This window comes from Chloroflexus sp. MS-CIW-1 (assembly GCF_030444705.1).
Classification (GTDB): Bacteria; Chloroflexota; Chloroflexia; order Chloroflexales; family Chloroflexaceae; genus Chloroflexus.
Genome location: NZ_JAUBWR010000001.1, coordinates 2,224,228 through 2,250,892, shown reverse-complemented (window position 1 = coordinate 2,250,892; position 26,665 = coordinate 2,224,228). Strand labels below are relative to the sequence as shown.

General features: G+C 57.7%; 16 protein-coding genes and 1 pseudogene. 4 read left to right on the top strand and 13 right to left on the bottom strand.

The features are described from left to right. Positions 1–3 precede the first annotated feature (3 nt). From QTO31_RS09005 to QTO31_RS08985, 4 genes and pseudogenes are all read left to right on the top strand, one after another. Complete coding sequence (locus tag QTO31_RS09005) at positions 4–1,923, top strand: heavy metal translocating P-type ATPase (protein ID WP_301428830.1); 1,920 nt, start codon at positions 4–6, stop codon at positions 1,921–1,923. Between the two features lie 912 nt (positions 1,924–2,835). Beyond that, positions 2,836–4,200 (top strand): annotated as a pseudogene (gene mgtE, locus QTO31_RS09000) (magnesium transporter). A gap of 15 nt (positions 4,201–4,215) precedes the next feature. After that, entirely contained in the window at positions 4,216–5,931 is a 1,716-nt protein-coding gene (locus QTO31_RS08990; protein WP_301428828.1) for an ABC transporter permease, read from the top strand. 17 nt (positions 5,932–5,948) lie between these two features. After that, complete coding sequence (locus QTO31_RS08985; RefSeq protein WP_301428827.1) at positions 5,949–7,259, top strand: nitrate/sulfonate/bicarbonate ABC transporter ATP-binding protein; 1,311 nt, start codon at positions 5,949–5,951, stop codon at positions 7,257–7,259. Between the two features lie 35 nt (positions 7,260–7,294). Here the strand turns inward: QTO31_RS08985 and QTO31_RS08980 are convergent, their stop codons facing one another. The 13 genes from QTO31_RS08980 to QTO31_RS08920 all read right to left on the bottom strand — a co-directional run bounded on the left by QTO31_RS08980 (position 7,295) and on the right by QTO31_RS08920 (position 26,324). Next, on the bottom strand, positions 7,295–10,432 hold the full coding sequence (locus QTO31_RS08980; protein ID WP_301428826.1) for a hypothetical protein: 3,138 nt from the start codon (positions 10,430–10,432) through the stop codon (positions 7,295–7,297). A gap of 87 nt (positions 10,433–10,519) precedes the next feature. Further along, positions 10,520–10,945, bottom strand: a complete 426-nt coding sequence (locus tag QTO31_RS08975; RefSeq protein ID WP_031461122.1) for a hypothetical protein — start codon at positions 10,943–10,945, stop codon at positions 10,520–10,522. Positions 10,946–10,953: 8 nt separating this feature from the next. Beyond that, the gene (locus QTO31_RS08970; RefSeq protein ID WP_031461123.1) at positions 10,954–11,142 is read right to left on the bottom strand and encodes a hypothetical protein; all 189 of its coding nucleotides are present in this window, start codon (positions 11,140–11,142) and stop codon (positions 10,954–10,956) included. Positions 11,143–11,186: 44 nt separating this feature from the next. Then, entirely contained in the window at positions 11,187–15,557 is a 4,371-nt protein-coding gene (locus QTO31_RS08965; RefSeq protein WP_301428825.1) for a tetratricopeptide repeat protein, read from the bottom strand. 396 nt (positions 15,558–15,953) lie between these two features. Further along, entirely contained in the window at positions 15,954–16,175 is a 222-nt protein-coding gene (locus tag QTO31_RS08960; protein WP_301428824.1) for a hypothetical protein, read from the bottom strand. A 129-nt stretch (positions 16,176–16,304) separates the two neighbouring features. Beyond that, on the bottom strand, positions 16,305–17,228 hold the full coding sequence (locus QTO31_RS08955; RefSeq protein WP_301428823.1) for an alpha/beta fold hydrolase: 924 nt from the start codon (positions 17,226–17,228) through the stop codon (positions 16,305–16,307). A gap of 3 nt (positions 17,229–17,231) precedes the next feature. Continuing rightward, positions 17,232–18,401 (bottom strand): galactokinase, encoded by a 1,170-nt coding sequence (gene galK, locus QTO31_RS08950; RefSeq protein WP_031460434.1) that lies wholly within the window; start codon positions 18,399–18,401, stop codon positions 17,232–17,234. Between the two features lie 358 nt (positions 18,402–18,759). Then, a complete protein-coding gene (locus tag QTO31_RS08945) occupies positions 18,760–19,812 on the bottom strand; it encodes a WD40 repeat domain-containing protein (protein WP_301428822.1) in 1,053 nt (350 codons plus the stop codon). 45 nt (positions 19,813–19,857) lie between these two features. Then, positions 19,858–20,664 (bottom strand): alpha/beta hydrolase, encoded by an 807-nt coding sequence (locus QTO31_RS08940; protein ID WP_301428821.1) that lies wholly within the window; start codon positions 20,662–20,664, stop codon positions 19,858–19,860. A gap of 32 nt (positions 20,665–20,696) precedes the next feature. Further along, positions 20,697–22,811: a transcriptional regulator gene (locus QTO31_RS08935; protein ID WP_301428820.1), complete on the bottom strand. Its 2,115-nt coding sequence runs from the start codon at positions 22,809–22,811 to the stop codon at positions 20,697–20,699. A 6-nt stretch (positions 22,812–22,817) separates the two neighbouring features. Continuing rightward, positions 22,818–23,663: a sugar ABC transporter permease gene (locus QTO31_RS08930; protein ID WP_301428819.1), complete on the bottom strand. Its 846-nt coding sequence runs from the start codon at positions 23,661–23,663 to the stop codon at positions 22,818–22,820. Further along, positions 23,660–24,880: a carbohydrate ABC transporter permease gene (locus tag QTO31_RS08925; protein WP_301428818.1), complete on the bottom strand. Its 1,221-nt coding sequence runs from the start codon at positions 24,878–24,880 to the stop codon at positions 23,660–23,662. The genes QTO31_RS08930 and QTO31_RS08925 overlap by 4 nt, the downstream gene beginning before the upstream one ends. Before the next feature lie 163 nt (positions 24,881–25,043). Then, positions 25,044–26,324 (bottom strand): extracellular solute-binding protein, encoded by a 1,281-nt coding sequence (locus QTO31_RS08920; protein WP_301429455.1) that lies wholly within the window; start codon positions 26,322–26,324, stop codon positions 25,044–25,046. Between the last annotated feature and the right edge of the window lie 341 nt (positions 26,325–26,665).

Genomic DNA, 26,665 nt, shown 5'->3' with positions numbered 1-26,665 from the left:
GACATGACGACACTTTCGCAGGCTGCTCCCTGGCGACAACTGTCGCAATGGCTTCACGATGAGATTCTCGAACCGCTGTTCGTGGTGCTCACGCTGATCGGGATCGTCGTTGGTATCTGGCTGGAGGGAGCCGGTGCACCTGATTCCCTGACTCTGCTTGTTCATCTTGCGACCTATTTTTTTGGCGCATTTTACGCAGTACGGGCAATTATCGAGGCGTTACGTCACTGGTCAATTGAAGTCGATCTGCTGATGGTACTGGCGGCGTTAGGGGCTGCCTATCTGGGTGATTTTACCGAAGGCGCGATTTTACTCTTTCTCTTCTCGTTGAGTAATGTGTTGCAGGCGTATGCGCTGCGTCGTACCGAACAAGCGATCACCTCATTGATGGCACTGCGACCCGATACGGTACGGGTGCGCCGTCATGGTCACGAGCTTGATCTGGCCGTTGAGCATGTCCAGGTTGGGGATATTGTGATCCTTCGTCCAGGCGATCGGGTACCACTTGACGGCGTGATCGAACGCGGTGTAGGCACGTTTGATGAATCGGCGCTGACCGGTGAGTCGATGCCGGTGCAGAAGGGACCGGGTATGACGGTGCTGGCCGGAACGCTCAACCAGACCGGTGCGCTTGAGGTACGGGTTACGAAGCCGGCGAGCGAGAGCACACTGGCGCGGGTGATTGCAATGGTAAGTGAGGCGCAGGCGCGCAAAGCACGCACACAGAGTTTTCTTGAGCGGTTCGAGCAGCGCTATGCGATTGGAGTGATTGCAGCGGTTGCGCTCTTCATACTACTCGTTCCTCTGAGCGGAATGACATTCGCCGATACGTTCTATCGGGGGATGGTGCTCCTGACCGTTGCCTCACCGTGCGCTCTGGTTATCAGTGTACCGGCGGCGTTGCTGAGTGCAATTGCTTCAGGTGCGCGACGTGGCGTGCTCTTCAAAGGGGGCGTTCATCTAGAAGAGTTGAGTCGGGTGCGTGTGATCGCTTTCGATAAGACGGGAACGCTGACCCTTGGTAAACCGGTGGTATCCGATCTGGTTCCGATGACAGGGGTGAGCGAGTATGAATTACTTGCTACGATTGCCCGGGCCGAACAGCCCTCAGAACATCCGATTGCGCGGGCCATTTTACGTGCTGCTGAAGAGCAGTCAATCGATGTTGTTCCGCCAGAGCAATTTTCTGCGGTAACCGGTATGGGGGTGCGGGCAACGTGGGATGAGATTGAGACGTTGGTTGGCTCACCTCGCCTGTTTGAAGCGAGCAGGATCGCGGTTCCAACGGAGCTCCTTGCGCAGGCTGATGCGTTGATGAAGCAGGGCCGGGGAAGTGTGTTATTTGTGTGGCGGGGTGGCCGTTGGCTGGGGCTAGTCGCTGTGATGGATCGCGAACGGCCAGACGCTGCGCAGCAGATTGCCGCTCTGCGGGCAGCCGGTATCGAACGCATTGTCATGTTGACCGGTGATAATGCGCTGGTGGCTGAGGCAATGGCACAGCGGTTGGGGGTCGATGAGGTGTACGCCGAGTTGTTACCCGCCGACAAATTGCATCTGGTTGAGCAATTACGGCAACGCTACGGTGGTGTGGCAATGGTCGGCGATGGGGTTAATGACGCACCGGCACTGGCGGCAGCAACGGTTGGCATTGCGATGGGCGCTGCCGGTACCGATGCTGCACTGGAAACAGCCGATCTGGTCTTGATGCGAGATGATCTTGGCGCTATCGTGTATGCGTTGCGGTTGAGCCGGCAGACGCAGCGTATTGTCTGGCAGAACATTGTGTTCGCGCTGGCAGTTGTGGTGGTGTTGGTGCTGACGACATTAACTGTAGGAGTGCCGTTGCCGTTGGGGGTGGTTGGTCACGAGGGTAGTACAATTATCGTCGTGCTGAACGGGTTACGCTTACTCCTGTTTCGCTGAGTGCAGGCAGGTGTCGAGCGATTACAGGACGAACCTTCTGAGCGACATTTCCACTCTTCTTCGCGGGAGCGAAAGGGGGAGGGTGTGGTGAGGAAGAAGCTCTCCCCCTCATTAAACCTTCCTCTCTCCCACCACCCCCTTGCGGGCCGGTGGCCCGCGCACCCAGGGGGTACCGATGCCTTCCTCTTTCCGCCCCTCTCTGCGGGCCGGTGGCCCGCGCACTCAGGGTGCAGAGGCCTTCCTCTTTCCGCCCCTCTCTGCGGGCCGGTGGCCCGCGTACCCAGGGGGTACCGATGCCTTCCTCTTTCCGCCCCTCTCTGCGGGCCGGTGGCCCGCGTACCCAGGGGGTACCGATGCCTTCCTCTTTCCGCCCCTCTCTGCGGGCCGGTGACCCGCGCACCCAGGATGCAGAGGCCTTCCTCTTTCCGCCCCTCTCTGCGGGCCGGTGGCCCGCGCACCCAGGGGGTACCGATGCCTTCCTCTTTCCGCCCCTCTCTGCGGGCCGGTGGCCCGCGCACCCAGGGATTCATATTGACAAATCGGCAGCTTCGGCGTATAGTAATGTGGCCTGTTGGCAACGGTTAAGGCGTGTTTGAAGTCATCCTAAATTGTCCTTCACTCAGCAAGAGTGAGGCAGGTGTAGGTGGCAATGTATCAGGGTGTTTTTCGATCACGCTCGTAGACGCGATGAGGAACGGAACCGCTATGGATAGTAGTCATTCTCGTCAGCGGCACAGCATGGTGATGACAACCAATACACACACCGGCCTCATCGGGTCTTCGTGCCGGTTTGTATAGACGATGAGTCTACTATAGACTCCCCGGTGAGGCGTAGCTCACCGGATTGTTTTTGTGTCTGTATTGACTGTCTTCACCGCCTGTGCCGCTGCCAAGATGCACAGGCGGTGAATAGTGACCACATTCCCAACTCCACATCTCGATGAGGTTCAAGCACTGATCGCTGAACAGCGCTGGCTCGACCTGCGTGAGCAATTTTCGCGCTGGTCAGCACCAGAAATCGCCGACCTGCTGCGCGAACTTTCGACTGCCGAACGCATGCTCGTGTTTCGCGTCTTGCCCCGTACTCTGGCCGGTGAAGTCTTTTCGTATCTTGAGCACGATGATCAGTACGAGTTGCTGACCAGTCTGAGCCAGGAAGAGACCAGGCTGCTCCTTGCTAATCTTAGCCCTGATGATCGCACGCAGTTGTTCGAGGAGTTACCTGGTCAAGTTACGCAGAAGCTGCTCAACCTGCTCAGTCCACACGACTTGAAAGAGGCTCGCCAGTTGCTCGGCTATCCTGAAGAGAGTGTCGGGCGTTTGATGACCCCGGACTATGTGGCCGTTCATCCAAACTGGACGATTGCAAAGGCGCTTGAGCACATTCGGGTGCGAGAACGGGATAGCGAGACGATTGACGTTATCTATGTCACCGATGAGAAGTGGCACCTGCTCGACGCGATTGAATTGCGCCGGTTCATTCTGGCCGAACCAACTCAGACCGTGCGTAGTCTGATGGACGAGAGCTATGTGGTGTTGTCGGCGTTTGATGATCGTGAACGGGCTGTTGAAGCGTTGCGCCGCTATAGCCTGCCGGCCTTGCCGGTTGTCGATTCAGATGGGGTATTAGTGGGAATTGTAACCTTCGACGATCTGATCGATGTCGCTGAAGAAGAGGTGACTGAGGACTTTCACCGGAGCGCAGCCATTGAGCCGCTCCGTGGTAGTTATCTGGAAACACCGATCCTCGAACTGGTGCAGAAGCGGGTACCTTGGTTGGTAGCGCTCGTCTTTGTCAATGTCTTTTCGGGTGCAACCATCGCTGCGTTTGAAGAGACCATCGCTGCTGTGGTCTCACTGGTCTTTTTTCTGCCATTGCTAATCGGAAGTGCGGGGAATGCCGGTTCACCATCGGCAACGCTCACAGTACGCGCTCGGGCAACCGGCGACATAGAGTCAGGAGACTGAGACTGGTGGCGTCTGTTGGCGAAAGAATTGTTGGTCGCCTTCCTATTGGGAAGTGCAATGGCACTGGCTGTCGGTGTTTTGGGCATTATTCGTGTGGGCTGGCAGGTTGCCGGTGTTGTCTCGCTGACGATGCTGGTACTGGTCTTGATGGGAAGTCTGATCGGGATGTCACTCCCATTTCTGCTGCGACGGCTAGGGCTTGATCCGGCAACTGCAAGCGGCCCGTTGGTGACATCGCTGTCGGATATTGTCGGCGTATTGATCTATTTTTCGCTGGCAACCTGGCTACTTGGCATCGGAATGGATTAAACGATAAGCACGCCTATGTTCAAACCTCGCACATTTACGCCGGATGTCCCAGTACGACCGTTGCTGACGCGCGCTGACCTCTGGTTGTTGCTGACCATCATCGGTCTACTGGCATTGGTGGTCGGAATTGCCGAACGCGCACCGGCAACCGTACAGGGGCCGGAGATCAGTCTGTCACTCAGTGCATTACCGTTCTACGCGATTCGTTCGGTCGGGCGTATGGCAATTGCCTATGCGCTGTCGTTCTTGTTTACGATGGTCTATGGCTATATTGCGGCCTATAACGCACGTGCCGAACGAATATTGATCCCTTTGCTTGATGTCTTGCAAAGTGTCCCGATCCTCTCCTTCTTACCGGTGGTGTTGCTTGGCCTGAGTGCAATTTTACCCGAGGCGTGGGCAGTCGAATTGACAGCCATTGTCCTCATTTTTACCAGTCAGGTCTGGAATATGACCTTTGCCTGGTATCAGTCATTGACAACGATCCCGCGTGAGTTGCGCGAAGCGAGCAGCATCTTCCGCTTTTCACGCTGGCAGCGTTTTACGACGCTTGAATTTCCGTTCGGTGCGCTCGCGCTCGTCTGGAACAGTATGATGAGTTGGGCCGGTGGTTGGTTTTTCCTGATGGCAGCCGAAATCTTTACCCTTGGCGAGCGTGATTTTCGCTTACCGGGCTTGGGGGCGTTTTTACAAACGGCTGCTGATGCCGGTGATCTCAACAGCATCGCCTGGGGACTGTTGACCCTCATTGTGGTGATCGTGCTGCTTGATCAGCTCATCTGGCGACCACTGCTCGTCTGGGCCGGTCAATTTCGGATCGAGTTGGTTGAACGCGATGATGAAAACCGGTCGTGGTTGTACGATCTACTGAGCGGCTCAAAGCTGGCAGCCTGGTTTGGTCACGTGATCGGTCGTCTCAACGATACCCTGCTCGTCTGGTTTGGTCGCCGACCGGCTGCCGATCCATATCTGAGTGGCACAGAGAAATCTTCACCAATAGAATGGCTTGCGTTTGTGCTCAGCGTTGTGCTGATCGGATGGGGTGTTTTTAGCGGTGGCCAACTGTTGCTCAGGGTACCGTTAGAACAGTGGGCAATGATTGCCCTGAGTGTCGGGGCAACGATGCTGCGCGTGGTGATGGCAATGATCCTGGCATTGCTCTGGACGGTACCGGTTGGTGTGTTGATCGGCACCCGTCCCGCAGTTGCTGCCGTGTTACAACCAGTTATCCAGATTGCCGCTTCGATCCCGGCCACAGCACTCTTTCCAGTGCTTGTTCTGGTCTTCCTGACCGTTCCCGGCGGGTTGAATATCGCTGCGGTGTTGTTGATGTTGCTAGGAACACAATGGTACATTCTGTTTAACGTGATTGCTGGTGCTTCGGCTATTCCGCAAGATTTGCGCTTCACGACGGAACTTTTGCAGTTGCGCGGCTGGGAACGGTGGCAAACGCTCATCTTACCGGCTCTTTTTCCGTCGCTTGTTACCGGTCTGATTACGGCCAGTGGTGGGGCCTGGAACGCCAGTATTGTGGCGGAATACGTTGTGTTTAATCAGCAAACGTACCAGACGATCGGTATTGGAGCGCAGATTGCCGCAGCGACCGAGGCAGGCGATTTCGCCGGTTTGTTTGCTGCAACCCTCGTGATGGTTATTGTTGTCGTGGCAATTAATCGGCTCTTTTGGCGTCGGCTCTATCGTCTGGCCGAAACACGGTATCGCATGGAATAGTTCAACGGAGAGATCGTATGCAGCAGAAACAAACCAGGCCGCTGGTTGAGCTTTTAGGAGTGACGCAACGGTATGGGCGCGGTGAGCGCCAGTTCACCGCCATCCAGGATGTGAATCTGGTCATTTCTGAAGGCGAGTTCGTTGCCCTCCTCGGCCCTTCAGGATGCGGCAAGAGCACGTTGTTACGGATTATTACGGGGTTGAATCGGCCAACTGAAGGTTTGGTGCGCTACCGCGGCAAGACGCTAAACGGTGTGAATCCGTATGCAACGATTGTTTTCCAAACCTTCGCCCTCTTTCCGTGGTTGACCGTCGAGGAAAATGTTGCCGTCGCCCTCCGTGCACGAGGATTTTCCCGCGACGAAGCGCGAAAACGTGCGGTCGAGTTGATCGATCTGGTCGGGCTAGATGGCTTCGAGCAGGCGTATCCCCGTGAGCTTTCTGGTGGTATGCGCCAGAAAGTTGGGATCGCACGGGCATTAGCTGTTGATCCCGAACTGCTCTGCCTCGATGAACCATTTAGCGCGCTTGACGTGTTGAGCGCCGAGACCCTCCGCGGCGAGGTATTGGAGTTGTGGACCGGAGGGAGTCTGAAGATTCGCGCTGTCTTGATGGTCAGTCATAATATCGAAGAGGTGGTCTTCATGGCCGACCGAATTGTCGTTATGGATAAGAACCCAGGACGGATTATCGCCGAGGTACCGGTGAATCTTCCGCATCCGCGTGACCGAAAATCGGATGCATTTGCGGCGATTGTCTCACGGGTTTACGCAGTATTGGCCGGGCAGACTCAGCCGGAGGCGATTGAGTACGGTACCGAGCCAGGGCAAAATGGCCAAACTCGCTTGCTACCACCTGCATCGGTGACGGCCCTTGCCGGTTTGCTTGAGCAGGCAAATGCCACTGAATATGAACGTGATCCGATTGTGCAGTTGCAAGACGAGCTAGGGTTAGACCTCGATCAGCTTTTGCCGTTGATCGAGGCGGCTGAATTGCTCGGTTTTGCCCGCATCGAGAACGGAAATCTCATTCTCACCCCACTCGGTGAGGCGTTTGCCGAGGCGAGTATTCAAGCCCGTAAAGAAATCTTTGCTTCGCGCTTACGCCGGCTTCCCTTCTTCCGCTGGATGTTACGTATGATCGCGGCTGCCGATAATCAATCACTTCGTTGGGAAGTGTTGTTAACGGCCTTAGAGCCAGAATTTCCACCTGAAGTCGCTGAACGTCAGCTCGATATTGCGCTGGAATGGGGACGCTACGCCGAACTTTTTGCCTACGATGATGCCGAAGGTCGCTTCTTCCTGGAAACGCCGGTAGCGACGGCGTAGTGCCGGGTTGCGCGTATCCGCCGCTGGCGACGTAATCAGGGGGTCATATTCCATATACGCCCCACTTGCACGTGCAGTACCCGCCGGTCGTTCTGACGGGGGTCTTCGGCAGCCGGAATCCAGGCCGGACCGGTGAGATGAAGCAGGAGTGTGCCGCCAGGAGCGGGTGGTAATATGTTTGGATCGAGCGTAACCTGCACAGTTGTCGGTTGCTCGGTGAGCTGGAAACATCCCAACTCAACGTGAGGGGTGCTGGTCGTTGGCCAGAGCGTCTCTTCTACCTGAGCGCTGACACAGAGGGTTGCCTGCCCAAGATGAGACGGGCGGCGACCGCCAGCCGCTTCGATAAACATGGTTTGGGGCGCGGTGGGAAGTCGCCAAGGCAGCCGGATGATCGCTTCGCCGTTGCTCCAACTATATTGGTAACCACTGCTGTCCTGTTCGGGGCGATAAAAACCACTCACCTGCGCGGCAAAGGTTGTTGGAGAGAAAGGCGGAGCGATGGTACCTAGGAGCGGCTCGGCCAGGGGGTCGAGCCGATAGATGGTAAAGGGGAGCACGAGGCGTGAGACGTTCTGCGGTTTCTGATCGGTCAATTGCTCGAATTCGGCCATATCGAGCGATACGTTGTCAATCGGTGTAAGCCGAAAGCCGGGTAAGGCCAGATTACCGCCACTCGCACTGAGCATCAGATACACAGTGCGACCGTTGGCTTGCCAGCGCTTTACCTGTTCGGCCAGCAAAACGGCATATGGTGCGGTCGCCACGCTTTTCACGGTGAACGCATTGATGCCGTGCACGAAGCGGAGTGGCGTTGCCAGCAAGTCGGGCACATCACGCGCATCGCTGTAGACCGGTGCGCCACCGCGTAAGAGCACGATGTCGCGTTCGGGTGTGAAATGATCGGCAACGGCAGCTACCTGTTGCAGCGCTCCGGCGTATTCAGTATGGGCAAAGTAGTAACGTCCCGTCCACCCCAGAAACAGTATCAGCAACCCGGCTAGCCCGGCTGCCAACCCCTGCCGCCAGCGACGAGCAGTAGGCCGCAGACGCCAGGCGCCGGCCAGGGCTGCCAGTGCATACGCGGCACTCAGGGCGAAGATCGGATACACAATGGGAACAAAGCGGCGCAGAATATAGATGTAGGTCTGCTCCGAGGTACCGTAAGTCTGTCGCAAGTAAAAGAAACTGCCCAGGAAGCCAACAGTAAGCATGAGCCAACTGGCCGCATTCAGATCACGCCGCCACCAGAGGGCAAAGCCGATGGCAGCCAGCACAACTCCGAGCGGTGAGAGGTACCAGCCGACACGCACCAGACCGGCCAGCGGGATCAGTTCTTTGGGCTGTACCGGAGCGGGTTCGCTGGTGAACGTGCTGGGGTCGGCCATCAGGCGTTGCCACCAGGTCATGGTGCTGTATTCCCGGTAGTACAGCACCAGCGGCAGCCGGATCGGTGCCCCCACGTATCCCTGAATCCGCAGCCAATTGAGAGTCTGGTTTGAAAATGGCCCTTGCCATGGCCCGCGCGTGGCAGCCAATTCAGCTCGCAGGGTCGTTGTAGCGGCCAGGTCAGGTACTGCCTCCCAGGTACGTCCTTGCAAAACAACTCCAGCCTGCAAGCGGGCTTCCGTCGCTGTCATCACCCCCCGCCGCACATCGCCAGCCACCAGTTCTGGATCACGGGTTAGCGGATCATTCCAGCCACCACGAGTATTAAAGAGCAGGTCGGCATCGATGATCTGGGGCCGCACGAAATACGCCCATCCACTGAGTAGCAGGAGGCCGATAGCAATAGCCCGCTGCCAGCCTAACCGATGAGCGACAACCCAGTTTTCAAGCGGCAGAGTCCAGCGTCGAGCGCGGATCACCAGCATTGCTACCAGCACTATTCCCAGCAATGCCAGTTCGATCCAAATCCGCCAGGGATCGTCAAGCGAACTGAATTTCGAGTTGAAGTAGGAATCACGTACCGCCGGCGTGAGGAACGGCAGCGCAATCAATGAAGTCAGAGCGAAGTCTTGAAAGCGGGCAAAGCCGGTGTCGAAAAAATAGGCGCGGGCGATAAAGATGATGTGCAGCGTTGCGTGTATCAGCATGCCTGCCATGCCTAGTGCGAGGGCCGTCTGCTCACGCTGCCAGCGTCGGCTAAGCCAGCAATACGCCAGGTAGAGTACCGCTGGCGCCAGTAAGAAGAAGTCAATGCGGGTGAGCGCAACCTGACCGAAGGCAATTCCGGCCAGCGCTGCGTAGGTGATCCGTGCTGGAGCCGGAAGCGTGCGGTCATTGCCTTTCGCAAACAGATACAATCCGCCCCAGGTCAGGCATTGGGCTGTCGTCTCAGCAGTTGAGTAGCGGGCAAACCAGACTTGTACTGCGTTCAGGCCGAGCAATACCATGCCAAGCCAGCCCACCCACGGCCCGGCCAGACGACGACCGATCATGCCGACACTCCACACGCCGAGGGTGCCGAGCAGACCGGTGGCAAACAGTCCGAACAATGGGCCACCAGCAGCGGTCAGCAAGCCGATCCAGGCCGGAAAGAGGTGAAAGCCCTGGGGGACGATGCGGCCTTGCGCCAGATCACCTTCGTTGATAAGAAACCCGGCGGCACGCAATCGGGTGGCGATGTAGCGATCACGTGCCTGCCCGATCATCAGATTACTGATCGCCTGCGCTGCCGCTTCCCGAATCGTCGGCTCTGCCGACTGAACCGCCTGTCCCAATTCGGCAACTACCGCATCAGATTGCACAATACTGCCGGTGCGGGCCATGGCAAAGCCGGTTACGGCATAGACGCCTGCGTCACGTACTCCCAGGATAACTTCAAAGGGACGGGCAACCAGGAGGGTGAGGATAAGCAACGTTGGCAGCCAGATCAGCGCGGTACGGGTCGGCAAGAGCACCTTTGCGCGACGAGTGTGGCGCCATCCCCACCAGAAAAGTACACCACTAACGATGAGGGTTAGCCCCAGATGTAACCAGAGCGAAAAGATCCCCAGACTTCCCAACGTTAGGGCCAGCCAGCCGCTCCAGAGCGCGCTGATCAGACAACGTTCAAAATGGCATTCAAGGCCATCATCACAGCCAAACGCAGGTACGGCAGTGGTTAACGCCCACCCTGGGGCATAGATAAACAACGGTAAAAGCAGAATCCCGACAATGATCTGTTCCATATACGATATCCGGCAATCGGCGCCGGGCGCGATTATAGCACACTGTCGGAGATCTGCGGCGAGTGTTCACAGGCTATGACCGCCAAGCTACTGCCACAAAATTGCCAGGATCACGGCAATCACACAGCCAATACCGAGCAGAAACGTTATCTGGGCCACTCGCAGCAATGTGGCTTTCCGCCCTTGTAACTGACGATACACCCGCGCCATATCGGTCACATTATCGTGTTGATAGGTCATCCGTCGCGGTACCAGCACCAGCATAGCGGCAATCAGCGAGGCAAAAAAGACACAGACTCCAGCACTCCCAACCCAGCGCACGACACCGTTTTGCAGGTATGCTGGCTGATCGTTCAACGCCAGCACGGCAAACAGGACACCGTACAACCCGCTTACCAACTGAATAATCGTTTGCGCGCCGGTTTCCAGCCGGTCAACATTCCCGCGCTCCTGAGCGGCAAACCATTCGCGCAACTCACGCTCTTCAGATGTCTCGGGGCCTGCGATCCGCATCCTGTCCCTCACTTCTTGACCACAATCCGCATCCGCTCGTCACAGTACCGATTTTTGCAACGGACACTAAAGATGATTTCTTCATCCGTCTCTTCAGCGCGGTAAATAACCCGTTGACCACGCTGCAACAACTCATCGCGGGTCCAGATATTGAGGTGTTTGCATTTCGGGCATTCGTAGCGCACGCTGTCGTTCATGACACTTCTCCTGATCGCCCCCTCCCAACTTCCCCTGCTGGACCTTACTCCATCACCTGCCGCATCAGACCGCGATATGGCTCAGCGAGCGCATCGAGGTCAACCGGCGCACCGGCTAGCCACCCGGCCAGTGTGCGCAACGTTGCTGCTGCTGCCAGCCATGGTGAACCGGCAGCTTCACCCGCAGCGGCCAGGTCTGCGGCCTGTTCTAACACTACGGCCAGCGCCTTGCGTTCAGCATCGGCATCTGCCCGACCCAACAGCGCCGCCGCGCCGATCAGGAGCGGTGCAACCTGAAGTAGCACCTGCGCCTCGGCGCGCTGCGTCGGTGGCAATTGCTCAAGCAATGCTGCCAGCGCCGTTGTCGCTTCCTCAATCTGGGCGGAACCCTCAACCCCCTGCGTCGGCGCCGCTGCCTGGCGACGCATCGCTTCCATCCGCTGAATAATCTCAGCCACCTTTGCCGCATCAGGCTGCGCTCCCATTGCCTGAAGCAGGCGCAGGCTCTCGCGGGCATTGCACAGCGCCTGATCGTGTTCGCCGCGCATAAACTGAACCTGTGCCATCATGACCAGGGTGGCGCTCTTGCCTTGAACATCGCCCAGGCTCTCATCCAGGGCAAGGGACTGCTGGTAGAGGGCGAGGGCGCCGTCGAGGTCGCCGCGGGTGACCAGCACGTGCGCCATATTATGGAGGATGGCGCTCTTGCCTTGAACATCGCCCAGGCTCTCATCCAGGGCAAGGGACTGCTGGTAGAGGGCGAGGGCGCCGTCGAGGTCGCCGCGGGTGACCAGCACGTGCGCCATCGCGTGGAGGGTGGCGCTCTTGCCTTGAACATCGCCCAGGCGTTCCGTGATGGCAAGGGACTGCTGGTAGAGGGCGAGGGCGCCGTCGAGGTCGCTGCGGGTGACCAGCACCCCAGCCATTTCGTGGAGGGTGGCGCTCTTGCCTTGAACATCGCCCAGGCGTTCCTTGATGGCAAGGGACTGCTGGTAGAGGGCGAGGGCGCCGTCGAGGTCGCCGCGGGTGACCAGCACGTGCGCCATCGCGTGGAGGGTGGCGCTCTTGCCTTGAACATCGCCCAGGCGTTCCGTGATGGCAAGGGACTGCTGGTAGAGGGCGAGGGCGCCGTCGAGGTCGCTGCGGGTGACCAGCACCCCAGCCATTTCGTGGAGGGTGGCGCTCTTGCCTTGAACATCGCCCAGGCGTTCCTTGATGGCAAGGGACTGCTGGTAGAGGGCGAGGGCGCCGTCGAGGTCGCCGCGGGTGACCAGCACGTTCGCCATTTGGTGGAGGGTGGCGCTCTTGCCTTGAACATCGCCCAGGCGTTCCGTGATGGCAAGGGACTGCTGGTAGAGGGCGAGGGCGCCGTCGAGGTCGCCGCGGGTGACCAGCACCCCAGCCATTTGATGGAGGGTGGCGCTCTTGCCTTGAACATCGCCCAGGCGTTCCTTGATGGCAAGGGACTGCTGGTAGAGGGCGAGGGCGCCGTCGAGGTCGCCGCGGGTGACCAGCACGTTCGCCATTTGGTGGAGGGTGGCGCTCTTGCCTTGAACATCGCCCAGGCGTTCCTTGATGGCAAGGGACTGCTGGTAGAGGGCGAGGGCGCCGTCGAGGTCGCCGCGGGTGACCAGCACCCCAGCCATTTGATGGAGGGTGGCGCTCTTGCCTTGAACATCGCCCAGGCGTTCCTTGATGGCAAGGGACTGCTGGTAGAGGGCGAGGGCGCCGTCGAGGTCGCCGCGGGTGACCAGCACGTTCGCCATTTGATGGAGGGTGGCGCTCTTGCCTTGAACATCGCCCAGGCTCTCATCCAGGGCAAGGGACTGCTGGTAGAGGGCGAGGGCGCCGTCGAGGTCGCCGCGGGTGACCAGTAGGTCGGCTTGCTGGTGGTAGACGCGACTCAGCAGCGCTTCGTCGTTTTGTTCCTGGGCGAATTGGTTCGCCTGTTCAATCAGTCGCCAGGCCGTAGCCGGATCACCCAGGCGGTTGAGTACCCACGTTGCCCGCCAGAGCGCCCAGCCCCGTTCTGCTATCGGCAGTGCGGCCAGCGCCTCGGCAATGTCGGGCAGCAGCGACTGCATCTGCTGCGCCAGTTCGGCACTGGCATTGATGCCGTGTTGAGAATCGTAGGCTTGATCGACCAGTGCCGCCGCCCACCGTCCGTAGCGAATACGAGCAGCGCTGAGATCATGAGCCTGAGCGTCCCTGCGGAGGACTGTGGCAATGACCGGTTGGATCGCGTAGGTGAGGGCGCGGTTATGTTCCTGGTCGTAGCCATGACCCAGCAGGAGCGAGGTCTGTTGCAGAGTTTCCAGTTGGCGGTGGGCCGGTTCGACCAGCCACTGTGATCCCTCTGTCATCCCCCACACTACCGCAGCGTGGAGCGGGGTAATCTTGGGATTGGCGATGATGGTAAGGCAGCGCAGTGCTTCTTGCAGCTTAGGGGGCAGCGCTGCCAGCGATAGGCGGACGCTTATCTCAACCGAGGTCTGCTGGTAGACCGGCGCTGCCGGATCCCTGGCTTCAGCCAACGCCTGATCCAACTGCTCTAGAAAGGCGTTCTCGGCATCTTGCCCGCGATCCCAGCGTCTGATCGTCAGCACCATGGCCAACGGGTGGTGATCAAGGGCATCAGCGAGTTGCCTGAGAAACGTCTCGCTGGGCGTGCGTTTGCTGATCCAGCGCCGCATCAGTTCAACACTGGCTTCCGGGTTCAGACCGGCCAACTGCTGCCCCGCCTCTATCGGTGGGAAGCACACTTCGCCAGGCAGTCCCACTGGCGACTGACGGGTGGTAAAGAGCATCCATGCGCCGCTGTCGGCCAGCTTGCGTACCAGGCGCTGGATGGCAACTGCCTCGTCGCGCTGTTCAGGCGCAAAGGGCGCAACGTCATCGGTAACGGTTTCTAGCCCTAGCCGCCAGAGCACTGTCTCGTAGTTGTCCCAGATCACCAGCATGCGGCGGCGTGAGCGGATTGTGGTTATCAGCAGGTCTTCCTGTTCCTGCTCATCAGCAGACCAGGACTTTTCATCCTTCACGTCGATACCAAGCGCCATTGCCAGTTGGCGACGCACGGTCGCGGCAGCGAGGGTGGCGTGCTCGCCAGGGAGAACCAGGCTCAGGGCAACGATGCCGTCGTCGAAGAAGAAGCGCAAGCGATGGGCCAGCGCTGCTGCCAGCGCTGTTTTGCCGATCCCGCCGGTGCCACGAATGGTCACAATCCGTTTCTGGTCGTGAACGAAGAGCCGGGCCAGCTCGTACAATTCTTGCTGGCGGCCGACAAAGGCGCCGGTTGCGTAATCGGGGGCGTTCAGGGCGCTGATTGCGGGGCGCGGCGGTTCAATGGGCGGCGGGGGCTGGTGCTGGTTCCCAACAGGCGGTTTAGGCCATTGGTAGCCCCGCGCCAGGTAGAGTACCGGTACAGACCACGCCAGCGGCTCATTACGCCGATGACTCTGAAGCTGGAGGCGCGCCCGATAGAGGGCTTGCGCCGGATGGAGACCGGTAGCCAGAAACCGATAGAAGGTGCGAGCGACCGGTGCTGCCGCTTCGTCAAATACTAGGTACTGATTCCCCAGCACCACCGGAATCCCATGTTGCACCAGGGTTAGCGCCAGATTCGCCCCTGGCTCGATACTATCGGCAGTACGGCAGGCATTGAGAAAGGCCAGCATCACCATCCCGCGCAGATGGTTCGCCAGATCAGATGCCGTCTGCGGATCGAGCTTCCCGGCGCCGTCGTCAAAATACAGTACTGGCGTTCCATTGACAACTGCACCGTGACCGGCAAAGTGAAGAAGGAGCGGCTCGGTCGCTGCCAGCTCATCAATCAGCGCCGAGCGGGTGGGGGCAATCTGCTGCCAACGCAGGTGCAATCGCTGCTTCTGGAAATCGTCACGCAGCAGATCGAGTTCATGCTCTACCGGCAGGGGCGCCATGAGCTGCCAATCACACTGTCTTCCCTGCTCGTCGTACACCTCTTTCAGCAAGGGATTGCTCGCTACCACTACCAGCCGCCATGGCTGATCAGATAGCGGCGGTGCAGGAAGGAGTGCGTTTGGTACCTCTACTTCGCGTACCAGCAGGTAGCGCGTGATAAGAAACTCATTTCCATTGTGCAGAAACTCCCAGGGAATCGCCGCCAGTTCAGCGTCGGTCGTGTGCAGGGCGATCATGCTCTCGAGCTGTGGCGCAGACGGCAACTCGGTCAGCATCCGCTTCAGGTTATCGCCGCCGAGGGCGGCCAGTAATCGTTGACCGTATGCAACCGGGTCGCTCGCCTGTTGGTGTGGTCTGACGAACGGGTGATCAAGGCGCAGTGCTGCTGGGTCAAAGGAGGCAATGTGCTCTCCGGCCACGTATACCTCAGCGCGGTTGTCGTCGGTGCGATGTAGGGTTATGGTTAGCGGCATAAACGGCCCCTGGATGAGCGAACATTAGCGTGATGTGTTCATTATAGCGAGCGTTACGCTGAACGGCAAGGGCAGGCGGGCTACCCCCCGCTTGCGGTATCACCCCCCCCGCTTGCGGTATCACCCCCCTTCCCCCCGCAAGCGGGGGGATTGGGGGGGGGGTAGCCCACACACGAGCGCGTATAATGACCTTACATTTGGCAACGAACGCATCGCTGCGCTGGGAGAAGCAACGGGTAATTGACCGCAACGCCGTCGGCTACCAACCCATTGTCGCTACTGCAGCCAGGACGCTCGGGTCATCAAATCTCCACGGGGAGAGGAAGGGGGCCAGGGGGAAGGTGAGGGCCGCCAGGCGCGCTTCGCAGCACTGGTGCTGAAACCATAATGAAAAGTCTACGGCCGTGGCGCAATATTCGTCACCACCCCCATCACATAGCTGACCAACACCGGATCGCCAGCCTGCGGATTGGGATAGACACTCTCAGCACCAATCCGAGCGCGGATGGGTTGTGTCTCACCAGTATGATGAAAAGTCACGTCGTAGAAAATCGTGCCGTGAATGTCAATACGCTGTACTTCAAGTAGTCTTGCTTCACGAGTGCCCGATATAATCATAGTTACTTCCTCACCGCAATGGTGCTCTCTGTTTCCGTTGTAAACCGCTCGCTGCCAATAGCTGTGTGTGCAGCAACCCAACCAGAATAGCGGCAGATTGTTCTGTCTTTCAACTGCTGGTTAGCCTCATTACTCTGTCTGCAGGGCGGCATTGGTTTGCGTCTGTCCTCTCAAGCCCTGCGCAAAACGCCGGATAAACGCGGCAACCTGGCGTGGGCGCTGTTGCTGTGGCATATGACCGCAGCCGGGTAAGATCAGCACTTGCACATTGGGCAGATTGCTACAGAAAAAATCACGTGATTCTGGGGGTAAAAATCGATCGGATTCACCCCAAATCAGGGCTGTCGGGACTGATACCGCCCGCAAATCCTCTGGGTAGAGCATATCCCGCTCGTCGATTGTAGCGATGAACTGGGTAACTGGATCGCGTTGGAAAATTGAACGTAATCCATGCTCGGCCAGGTAGAGGGGCAAGGGCGGTCGGCCATACATCTGACGCAGCGCCGTGCGCACAGTGCGACTATCGGCCAGGCTGACGGTTTGCAGGAATGGTTCCCACGACTCGCGTCCGCGCAAGATCGCACCACCCGGCGCAAGCAGCACCAGACCTGTCACCAGCTCTGGCGATTCGAGCGCAACCCGAATCGCTATCCAGCCACCCATCGAATTACCGACCAACAACACCGATTTGCCGATCACGTCGCGGATCATCGCTTGTACGAACGCCACCTGCTGCGTGATAGTGGCGTAACGCTGACCTGGCGGAAAGCCACTTAAGCCGAAACCGGCCAGATCGAGGGCGTAAACCGGCCCGATCTCCGTCAAATGCGGCATCACAAACGACCAGGTCTGAGCACGGTCGGCGATCCCGTGCAATAACAACACCGGCAGATCACCACTACCGCGGGCCGGCATGACGTAGTAGTGGGCACGAATCCCGGCTAACTGTCGCTCGTGGCTGGTGGCCCCCAGACGCAACAATGCTCGATGACTCAAACCATAGATCAGCGGCACTGAAGCAACTGATAATGGCGTAAAGAAGCGGCCTAACATACCCTACTCCTCATCAGCATAGACACACGAAACGCCGGCGCCTGCGGTGCATATCAGCGGTTGTAGTTTTCGTCCGGTACGGATCGCGTAACCGTCAATCATCGCAGCAACAAATGCGTCTACCGCATCGGCAGCAACCAGCGACACAGTACTGCCACCGAAGCCGCCGCCCGTCATTCGGCTGCCAAAACAACCCGGAGCAGCCAGCGCCAGTTCGACAAGTATATCGAGTTCGGCGATACTGACCCGATAATCGTCACGGAGACTGATGTGGGAGGTGATCATCAATTGGCCCATCTTGGTCAGATCGCCAGCGGCAAGCGCATCGGCAGCGGCCAAGGTACGTTCATTCTCGCTCACCACGTGGCGAGCCAGTGGCAGGAGATCAGGTGGTAGCAGGTTTCCATACACTGCCAAATCGGCTGAACGCACATCGCGTAAGGCCTGAATCTTGCCCAGCGCCGGTCTGAGCAAGCGTACTGCCTCCTCGCAGCCGGCGCGCCGCTGGTTGTACTCCGATCCGGCCAGCCGGTGCCGCACGCCACTGTCACACACGACGACACAAGCCTGCGCCGGGATGGGAATCGGACGGTAGCTCAGATCACGACAGTCGATGAGCAGGGCGTGACCGGCTTCACCCAGCGCGGCAACCAATTGATCCATAATGCCACACTTGACCCCAACAAACGTATGTTCAGCTCCCTGCGCAACGAGCGCCAGCTCTTCACCCAGCAGGTTGATGTTATTCAGAAGCTGAAACGTATACCCGACTGCCACTTCCAACGCTGCCGACGATGAAAGACCACTCCCCGACGGCAGATCACTATCGATCATAAGATCGGCGCCCTGCAAGGGCAGATCACGTGCCTGCAACCCCTTCACAACGCCGCGAATGTAATTCACCCACTGCCGACGCTCATCGCGCACAACCTGGTCGAGGTCAAACTGATCTTCCTCGCGAAACTTTATACTGAAAACCCGCACCACTCGATCCGGCCGTGGTCGGGCCGCTACGTAGGTAGCCCGATCCAGCGCCATCGGGAGCACAAACCCATCGTTATAGTCGGTGTGTTCACCGATCAGGTTAACACGACCAGGTGCACGGGCAATACGAGTCGGTGGTTGACCGAAATACTGTTCAAATGCACTGTAGAGCTTCGCAACATCGTACATCGCAATTACTCCATCGGGATTAGTACCGGTGCGTCAGAGAGATTGTGTCTGCATCCTAGAGCCTGATCAAAAACGTTTCATTGGGCACGTACCTTGCCCGTGTGCCTATGATGGGATGGGTTGCCAACATTCTTCCTCGCCAGCCTCTCACGTTCCCCCTTCCTCTCCCCATGGAGGAGCGGAAGGTGATTGGGGGAAGGTGAGGGACACCAAGCATGCGCCGCAGCACCGGCACTGGAAACCGTTAAAACCCTGTTCCAGCGCGTCATAGCATTTACCGTTGGCTACTATATCACTTTTTTGCCCAGAGGGAGATGACAGGTTCGTGATAAACCGTGTTCTTTCCTTCCCCATCGCACTAATCCGCTACCGGCCAAACTCTGATGGCGCTCAGTCCGACATCGATCAACCATTGACCATCAGGACTAAAGTGAAGCTGGTGTAAACGGATAGGGCTGCCGCTCAGAATGTGTCGCCGCTGGCCGTCTGTCAACCGACGGACAGCAATGGTCTGTCGCGGAGGGCCTGGCTCGAACCACGAGAAGCTATCAGATGGCGGCAAACGATCAGGGGTCGCCAGCCAGCGCCCATCAGGACTCACAGCTACGTGCATGCTGGAAAGGAAGAACTCTTCTGGTGCGGGACAATCTCGGACTGGATCGGGAAACGTAAGCTCGTATACGAGATTCCAGGTTGAGGTATCGTAAGAGCGGATCGTCTTCCCGCCTAAAATCAGGCGCGACCCGTCTGGCGAAAAAGCAATGCTACCGGTTGGATGAGGCTGAATTTTCTGCTCGACTCCGCGCTGAGCGACATCGATCAGCCAGACGCCACGCGGGACGGCGCCGGCAACCAGATACCCTCCATCAGGACTAAAAGCTACTGTCTGGATCACACTCGCCTCGTTGTCATCGATCCGGATTGTATCAACTTGAAGTCGGGACTCGACATGCCAGAGCTGCACTTCCGGCCCGCGACTGTGGTGCGCCTCGCTTACCGCTAAGAGCAATCCGTCTGGCGAAAAGGCCAGACTCATCGGATAGATGGAACGATCCGATGGCCAGCAATCCAGGGTTGCGATCCGCTCATCACGCTCAAGATCGTAGAGTACAACCTGTCCCTGCCGACCGAGCGCGATCAACGTGCGATTGGGATGAACGGCAAGATAGCCACCTGTCGGGATGATTTTGAGAATCTGGTTGTTGGGCACATGCCGGATGGTGGTCTGATCACTACCGGCAACCACCAGTTGATCATTACCTGAGAAAGCGGCTGAACGGATGTCGCCAATCTCCCACACGGCTATCGGTTGTGTTTCTCCTCTGAACCAGAACATCGCTCCCCCAACCAGAACACTTATGAGCACCAATCCCAGCCCAATGACACCCAACAACCAGCGTATTCGTCGCATACGTTCCCCTTGACGCAAATGAGTGTTCTTACGAAAGGGATTGAGCTAGCCACCGGTAACGTGACCCATAACCAGAAACGCGATGACATCGGCTACCCGTGCCCGCCAGGCCGCTTCATTGTGGGCAGCACCGGGAAACCTACGGGTCAGCCAGTCGTGTCCGAAGCGGTAACCGGCCCGTATCAAATGTTGATCCATGCGCTGCTGAAACGGTTCATACTCGGCATCTAAACCAACTGTGCCATAATCAAAGTAGAAGCGATGCCGCCCCGGTGGCGGTAAGAGTGCTGCCAGCTCATCAACCAGGATGTTGCCACCCGCCGGCCAGTGGGTTGAGAGGCATCCGGCGCCGGCAAACAGGTCAGGATAGCGACAGACACCGTACAGTGAGATCAAACCACCCATGCTTGATCCCATCAAAAAGGTGTTCGCGGCATCGGGAAGGGTTCGATAGTGGGTGTCGATAAAAGGCTTCACCTCTTCTACCAGAAAAGCCAGGTAGGAATCGGAGACAGGCTCGCCACCCATCCGCTCAACAATCTGCGTCCACCCTCGCGTTGCCCGCAGTGCAGCAAAAGGTTGCTGTGGTGCATACTCGCGCCAACGTTGGTCGGTGCACCAGATGCCCACAACAATCGCTCCCGACCAATGATGCTCAACCCGCAACTGCTCGATAGCCCGATCAACTGCCCACACCTCACCATCGGCGCGCAAAGCAGGATCAAACAGGTTTTGCCCGTCGTGCATATAGATCACCGGCAACGGTTGATCTTCCATTCCTGCCGGTATCCAGACATTGATTGGCCGTGACACGACATAACCACTCGCAACATGATGGCGATGTATTGGCATAATTGCTTATCCTTCGTCCGTATCCATCTCGATCACCAGAACAGGAATGTTTTTCCTTGCCAGGGTGTCAACTGATAAGTTAACACACCATCGGCCCGTGTCCCAATCCACAGAACGTTCGATTGATCAATCGCCAACGCCAGTGGTTCGGCGCCGGTAAACCCAGAATTGCGCGGCAGATAGTGATGCCACGTTTGTCCGTCGTAGCGCAGCAAAAAACCTCCGGTCGTTAGTGGACGAGCAGCGCCGACCCATAGCTCACCGGAGGCCGCCTCAAGCAAGGTGGTGATGGTCTGCGCCGGTAACTGACGATTGGCAGTGGTGAGCCATTCCCAGTGTACCCCGTTCCAGCGAGCCAGGCCATTGCCCAGGGTTGCTGCCCATACGTTTCCACGCTGATCGACCAGAATCGCTGCAACACCAGCACTGGCAAAGCCATCATCCCGCGCAAAATGTTGCCAGGTGTCGCTGGCCGGTATGTAGCGGCTCACCACACCGATGCCGCCAAACCAGACTGCACCCTTCGGATCAATAGCAATGGCGATCACCATCCCACCCTGTGCAGCCTGTGGCAACGGCTGCCACTGCCCATCGTTCCTCCGTACAGCTCCACCAGCATTCGTTCCAATCCAGATTGTTCCATCTGGCCCGCCTGCAACGGTACGTACCAATACCTCAGCGTGCAGTGGTAGGGGTGGGGTCTGCCATTCCCAGTTATTGTTCTCGCGTACCAGCGCCAACCCGCGATCACTTGCGACCCACAAACCGGCGGAAGTTTCGGTCAGCGCGTACACGTGGCCGAGCGGGAGATGATACCAGCGCGGTGGGTCTTCGCTAACAACCGGCGCCTGCCAGATCGTCACCCCGGCCTCGCCCCCAAGGGCAACCCGACCATCACGCAACGGCTGAATGGCGTAGATAGCGCCTGACGGTAAGCCGCCATGACCCGCCGAGATTGAGCGCCAGCCGATGCTGCCGATAGAGACTGTGACCAGGGCAGTAGCGTAGACAGTGGCAATGAAACCGATAAACAAACTTAACATAATCAATGCTGCACGTGGTGGACGAAGCGCCATCAGCGTACTCCAACCCCAATAATCGTTGAGATCGTGCAGCCATGTGACGAGGCGCATAATAACCGGCGCTGCCAGCCTGACCATTGGCACCACCAGGGTCAACGCGTACTGCGGCCACTTTGTCGGCCAGGCGAGCAACAGAAGTACGCCGCCCACCAACCAGACGACTAGATACCGGCGTTGGGGATCGCGCCATGCAGCAGGAAGCGCTATCAATGCCAGTAGTGTCAGCCATGGATCAAGGCCTGGTCCAAAGAATACTTCTGGATGCCAGCCAACAGCCGGAGCCGTTGCCAGCCAGACAATCGGTTGATACCACGGATAGTTGGCCGCCTGCACTTCGTGCCCCTGGGTGTACGTCATCCAGAAGCCGGCCATGGCTGCCAGCCGTTCCAGTGGGTGGTGCCAAAGGGTTGGATTCGCAATCACGAACGTCAGGGTAGCGACACCTGCCAACCCCGGCAAACGACGCCATTGGCCTCGTTCGACAAGCAGGAATACCATTGCAGGTGCAGCGACCAGCGCATAATTCATCTTGGCTGCCGTTGCCAATCCCCAGGCCACTGCGCCGGCGTACCACCATAACCGCTGCCGGGTGGCCTCGTCCCGTCCGGCGTATTCCCAGGCGCTCACCGCAGCAATGGAAAGTGTCAGCGGCCAGGCCTCCAGATAGGCCTGCGCAGTATATTTAATCGTCAACGTGTGGAAGGCGAGTAAACCAGCGGCCAGCGGCCCGGCGGTATATGCGAGCAATGCGACAGCAGCAGTGCCGAGAAGAGCTGCGATCAGGCGGGCCGCATAGAGCACCGTGGTTTGATTTGCCGCATCACCGAGCAACAGCGCACCACCAGCGTAGATCAACTTATGCAACGCCGGATGTTGCCGGTTGCCAGGGTAATCGATCACACCAACCCAATCACCCTGACGGATCAAACGCGCATAATCGAGTGCTGCCCCAACGTAGACCGGCTCATCAAAATCAACCGGTAGTGTCAGTGTAGCCCACAATCTGAGCAACGCGGCCAGTACAATTACAGCGAGTAACCAGCCGCGCAATGGAACTGGCTTCACGTCGGCTCATCCCTTTACGCCGCCAACCGTTAATCCCGATACCAGGAAACGCTGGAGCGACAGGAAGACAATAATGGTCGGTAGAATGATCAGCAAGCCACCGGCGGCGAAATTCCCCCATGGGACACTCTGGCTATTAGCCAGGCTGAACAAACCAGGTACGACCAGCTTCATGCTATCCGGTGCTGGCACCAACACCGACGCAAAAATGAAATCGCCCCAACCGGCGAGAAAACCGAGCAGTGCCGTGACTGCCAATGCCGGTCGCGCCAGAGGCAAGGCAATTAAGATAAACGATTGAATTGGGCCACAACCATCGATCATTGCCGCTTCTTCCAGCTCAATCGGAATGGTATCGAAGTAGCCCTTCATATTCCAGGTGCTAAAGACCAGCGTTCCGGTCGTATAGGCCAGGATCAACCCTTCGTGTTTACCGTACAGACCCAACGCTGTCAGCAACTGCGCAACCGCCACCAGGCTCAACACACCGGGGAACGTCTGAATTGCCAGGAGTAAGATCAGTGCAAACTCACGCCCGTAAAACTTAAACCGGGAAAAGGCAAATGCTGCCGAGGTGGTAATCACCAGTGAGGCTACCGTTGTCACTCCGGCCACATAGATGCTATTCCGCAACCACGTCAGGAGTGGCCGGTCAAAAATCATCGTCCGGTAGTTCTCAAACGTCCATTCGGTCGGTATAAACATACCGAGCAGGTTGAGCGTATAGAGCCGATCACCGGTACGTCCCGAAGCAAGGAAGGCAAACCATAACGGATAGAGTGCAAACAGTGCACCTAGCACAAGAATAGTATACTGCAAGATCAGTACCAGTCGTGAAGGTTTACGGATCATGACTCGTAGGCCCCTTTCGTGATGCGTGTCAGCCGCAGACTGTAGAGCGTCACCGTGAAGAGGAAGATGAAAAGGATCACCGCAAAGGCCGTTGCGTTACCGTAGTTTTGGGTTTGAAAGATTTGCTTATACGCATACACAATCACGAATTCAGTTGCACCAGGACGACCAACTTCATTGACCGGGCCGCCCTGCGTAATTGCCCAGACCGTGCCAAACATCTGAAATGCTGTGATCGAGGTCAGTACTGTTGCCGGTAAAACAGCCGGCCGAATCAAAGGTAAGGTAATGCGGGTGAGCTGCTGCCACCACGATGCACCGTCAAGTTCAGCCGCTTCATACACATCACGGGGTACCGCCTGAAGTGCACCCAGGATGACGATCATAAAGAACGGATACGAGAACCAGGTATCGACCAGCACCACAATCGCAAACGCACTGACCGGATCACGCAGCCACGACGGACCATTGATCCCAAAGAGGGCGAGCACCTGATTGATCGTACCCTGTTCGCGGAAGAAGAATTGCCAGATCAACGCCATCAAAATCGCCAGTGACGAAGCAGCCCAGGGTACGAAAAGCAACACCCGAAACAAGGTACGGCCGGGCAGATAATCACTATTTAAGATGAGCGCAAAGGTAAGGCCCAGCACAAAACTAAAGGGCACACGGGCAATCACGAAGAGCAGAGTCCGGAAGACCACCACCACGAAATCGCCGCTGCGCATCAGCGTCTCATACGCATTGGCTACATTGATCACGGCTGCCAGAATAAAACCTAGTACCAATGCGCCGAGCCAGACCACCGACGGAGCGACCGGCGGTTCGAGCATCTGACTCAAGCGACGATTGATGAAGGAGGCGGCGATCAGCGGCACAAAACAGAGGAAAATAGCTACCATCGCCCCCAACGCTTCCGGCGTAAAGAGATTGCCGATCAGATTGGCATAGTTTGCAAAGATTGGGTCTTGTAGCCGGTACGGTTGCCCCAATCCAACCGGTGCACTGGTACGAAACTGCGGCCAACACAGGGGATCGAGGATACCGGTGAGGAACACCTCACAATCGGGATTAGGGCGAAAACGATTACGATTGGTAAAGGAGGTGTAAACGCTTAACAAAATGGGGTAGATATTGAACAGTAAAATACCAACAATGGTGGGGCCGGTGAAGAGAAGAACGGTAAGAATTTTGCGGCGCTTAGACCAAGACACCATGGGCATACCTCACTGGAAGCAGCCGGATAGCCATCCGTTGGCTACCGGGCGCCTGACCGGCGCGACAGGTAGTGTGCGTGAGCCGGACTGTACGTCCGGCTCACCGTATTCAGCGATGTTAACGACCAGAGCGAAACAAGCTGCGTTGCTCGCCTCAATACCGCTACTTCATCTGCTTGATCGCATCTTCAATCGCCTTCTGGGCTGCTGCCAGGGCTTCAGCCGGAGTCTGCGCACCGGTCCAGATTGCAACGCTCGCCTCACCGACCGGGCCCCACTGCGCTGAGGCGTAGGGGGTATTTGCCATCGGTACACCCTGGTTGAGCGCCGCACCGAAACCGGCCAGGGTCGGTAGAGCTGCTACCTCTGGATTCTTCAAGGCTGCTGTAGCAGCCGGCACCGTCTTGTTCGTTAACGCCAGCTTCGCCTGCACCTCAGCACTGGTGAAATACTTCATAATATCCAGTGCGACCTCGGCGTTGCCACGCTCGACCGCATTGCGGGTCAACATCAGCGTCTTAATACCGACAAACGGCTTGCCCAGCGGCAGAATCCCGTAGTCAACACCATCCTGCTCAATACCGGCGATAGCCCACGGGCCGGTCCACCACATCGCAGCTTTGCCCTCGGCTAACGCTGCCTTGCAGATGTCGTAGCTCTGCTCGCTGAACGAGACCTTGCTCATCTCGGCCAGCCACTCACCACCCTTGATCATCTCGGGGGTGTTGACGTACACCTTTCCTTCATCATCAACATAGCTCGGTACGCCGTAGCCAAAGTAGATCGGTGCAACGTGATAGGCATCATTACCGCCGAAGCCCTGATTGCAAACGAGCGTCTTGTCAGGGTTGGCCGCACGGAAATCTTTGGCCATCTGCAACAACTCGTCAAGGCTGGTCGGCAGCTTCATATTGCCAATGACTGCCTTGTTGTAGATCAGGGCAATACCTTCTTGGGTCTCTGGCAATGCCCAAATCTTACCCTGCCAGACAACACCGTTCACAGCCGCCGGCTCGTAGGTGCTGCGCAAGAAATCTTCGGTGATCCCGTAGTCGTTGAGCGCGACAATATTACCGACCAACGCCTGCTGACCGATCTGGTCGTTGGCCCAGCCGATAATGTCGGGACCCTCACCAGCCGGAATGGCAACGTTCAGCGCATTGCTGACATCTTCAGGCTTCGAGAGGTCAATCTTGACGTTGGGGTGCGAGGCTTCGTAATCGCGGAACGCTTGCTCAATTGCCGTCAGATAAGCACCATCCCACTGGTGCCAGATACGGATGGTAACCTGTTGCGCAGCAGGAGCGGTAGTCGGTTGCGCAGCGGGAGCAGTGGTCGGCTGCTCAGCCGGAGCAGCAGTTGGTTGGGTAGTCTGTTGATTCGAGCCACATGCCGCTAGCATCATGGCTGCGGTGAGGAACAGAGCAATTAATGCACGCTTCATTGCACTCACGGTTGTACTCCTTAGACTGTGTCTACCATGACAACAGTATGACAACGAGAATCTGACATCACGAACAAAAAACCGTCAATCTACCTGCTTCCTTGTTGGGTTCATCTGCTGTGAACGCACCACCTCCTTTTCTAAACTCAGCCGGTGAACGTCGCGAGCAGCAAGAAATAACATGTCACCATGGGAGAGAAGGGATTGTCGCTATTTAGCGAATAGCAACAGAGCATCTGGGAGGGTCTCTTTCTTGCTACTCCGTGCGGTAATAGTTGTGTTCGGCATTGTTTTACTTACAACCTTTTCAATCACAACTATACATCATCCCTGACGTGCTG

What these genes read in the sequence shown, in the direction of transcription:
- QTO31_RS09005 (WP_301428830.1), top strand. Translation starts at nt 4, where the DNA reads ATGACGACACTTTCGCAGGCTGCTCCCTGGCGACAACTGTCGCAATGG.
- QTO31_RS08990 (WP_301428828.1), top strand. Translation starts at nt 4,216, where the DNA reads ATGTTCAAACCTCGCACATTTACGCCGGATGTCCCAGTACGACCGTTG.
- QTO31_RS08985 (WP_301428827.1), top strand. Translation starts at nt 5,949, where the DNA reads ATGCAGCAGAAACAAACCAGGCCGCTGGTTGAGCTTTTAGGAGTGACG.
- QTO31_RS08980 (WP_301428826.1), bottom strand. Translation starts at nt 10,432, where the DNA reads ATGGAACAGATCATTGTCGGGATTCTGCTTTTACCGTTGTTTATCTAT.
- QTO31_RS08975 (WP_031461122.1), bottom strand. Translation starts at nt 10,945, where the DNA reads ATGCGGATCGCAGGCCCCGAGACATCTGAAGAGCGTGAGTTGCGCGAA.
- QTO31_RS08970 (WP_031461123.1), bottom strand. Translation starts at nt 11,142, where the DNA reads ATGAACGACAGCGTGCGCTACGAATGCCCGAAATGCAAACACCTCAAT.
- QTO31_RS08965 (WP_301428825.1), bottom strand. Translation starts at nt 15,557, where the DNA reads ATGCCGCTAACCATAACCCTACATCGCACCGACGACAACCGCGCTGAG.
- QTO31_RS08960 (WP_301428824.1), bottom strand. Translation starts at nt 16,175, where the DNA reads ATGATTATATCGGGCACTCGTGAAGCAAGACTACTTGAAGTACAGCGT.
- QTO31_RS08955 (WP_301428823.1), bottom strand. Translation starts at nt 17,228, where the DNA reads ATGTTAGGCCGCTTCTTTACGCCATTATCAGTTGCTTCAGTGCCGCTG.
- galK (WP_031460434.1), bottom strand. Translation starts at nt 18,401, where the DNA reads ATGTACGATGTTGCGAAGCTCTACAGTGCATTTGAACAGTATTTCGGT.
- QTO31_RS08945 (WP_301428822.1), bottom strand. Translation starts at nt 19,812, where the DNA reads ATGCGACGAATACGCTGGTTGTTGGGTGTCATTGGGCTGGGATTGGTG.
- QTO31_RS08940 (WP_301428821.1), bottom strand. Translation starts at nt 20,664, where the DNA reads ATGCCAATACATCGCCATCATGTTGCGAGTGGTTATGTCGTGTCACGG.
- QTO31_RS08930 (WP_301428819.1), bottom strand. Translation starts at nt 23,663, where the DNA reads ATGATCCGTAAACCTTCACGACTGGTACTGATCTTGCAGTATACTATT.
- QTO31_RS08925 (WP_301428818.1), bottom strand. Translation starts at nt 24,880, where the DNA reads ATGGTGTCTTGGTCTAAGCGCCGCAAAATTCTTACCGTTCTTCTCTTC.
- QTO31_RS08920 (WP_301429455.1), bottom strand. Translation starts at nt 26,324, where the DNA reads ATGAAGCGTGCATTAATTGCTCTGTTCCTCACCGCAGCCATGATGCTA.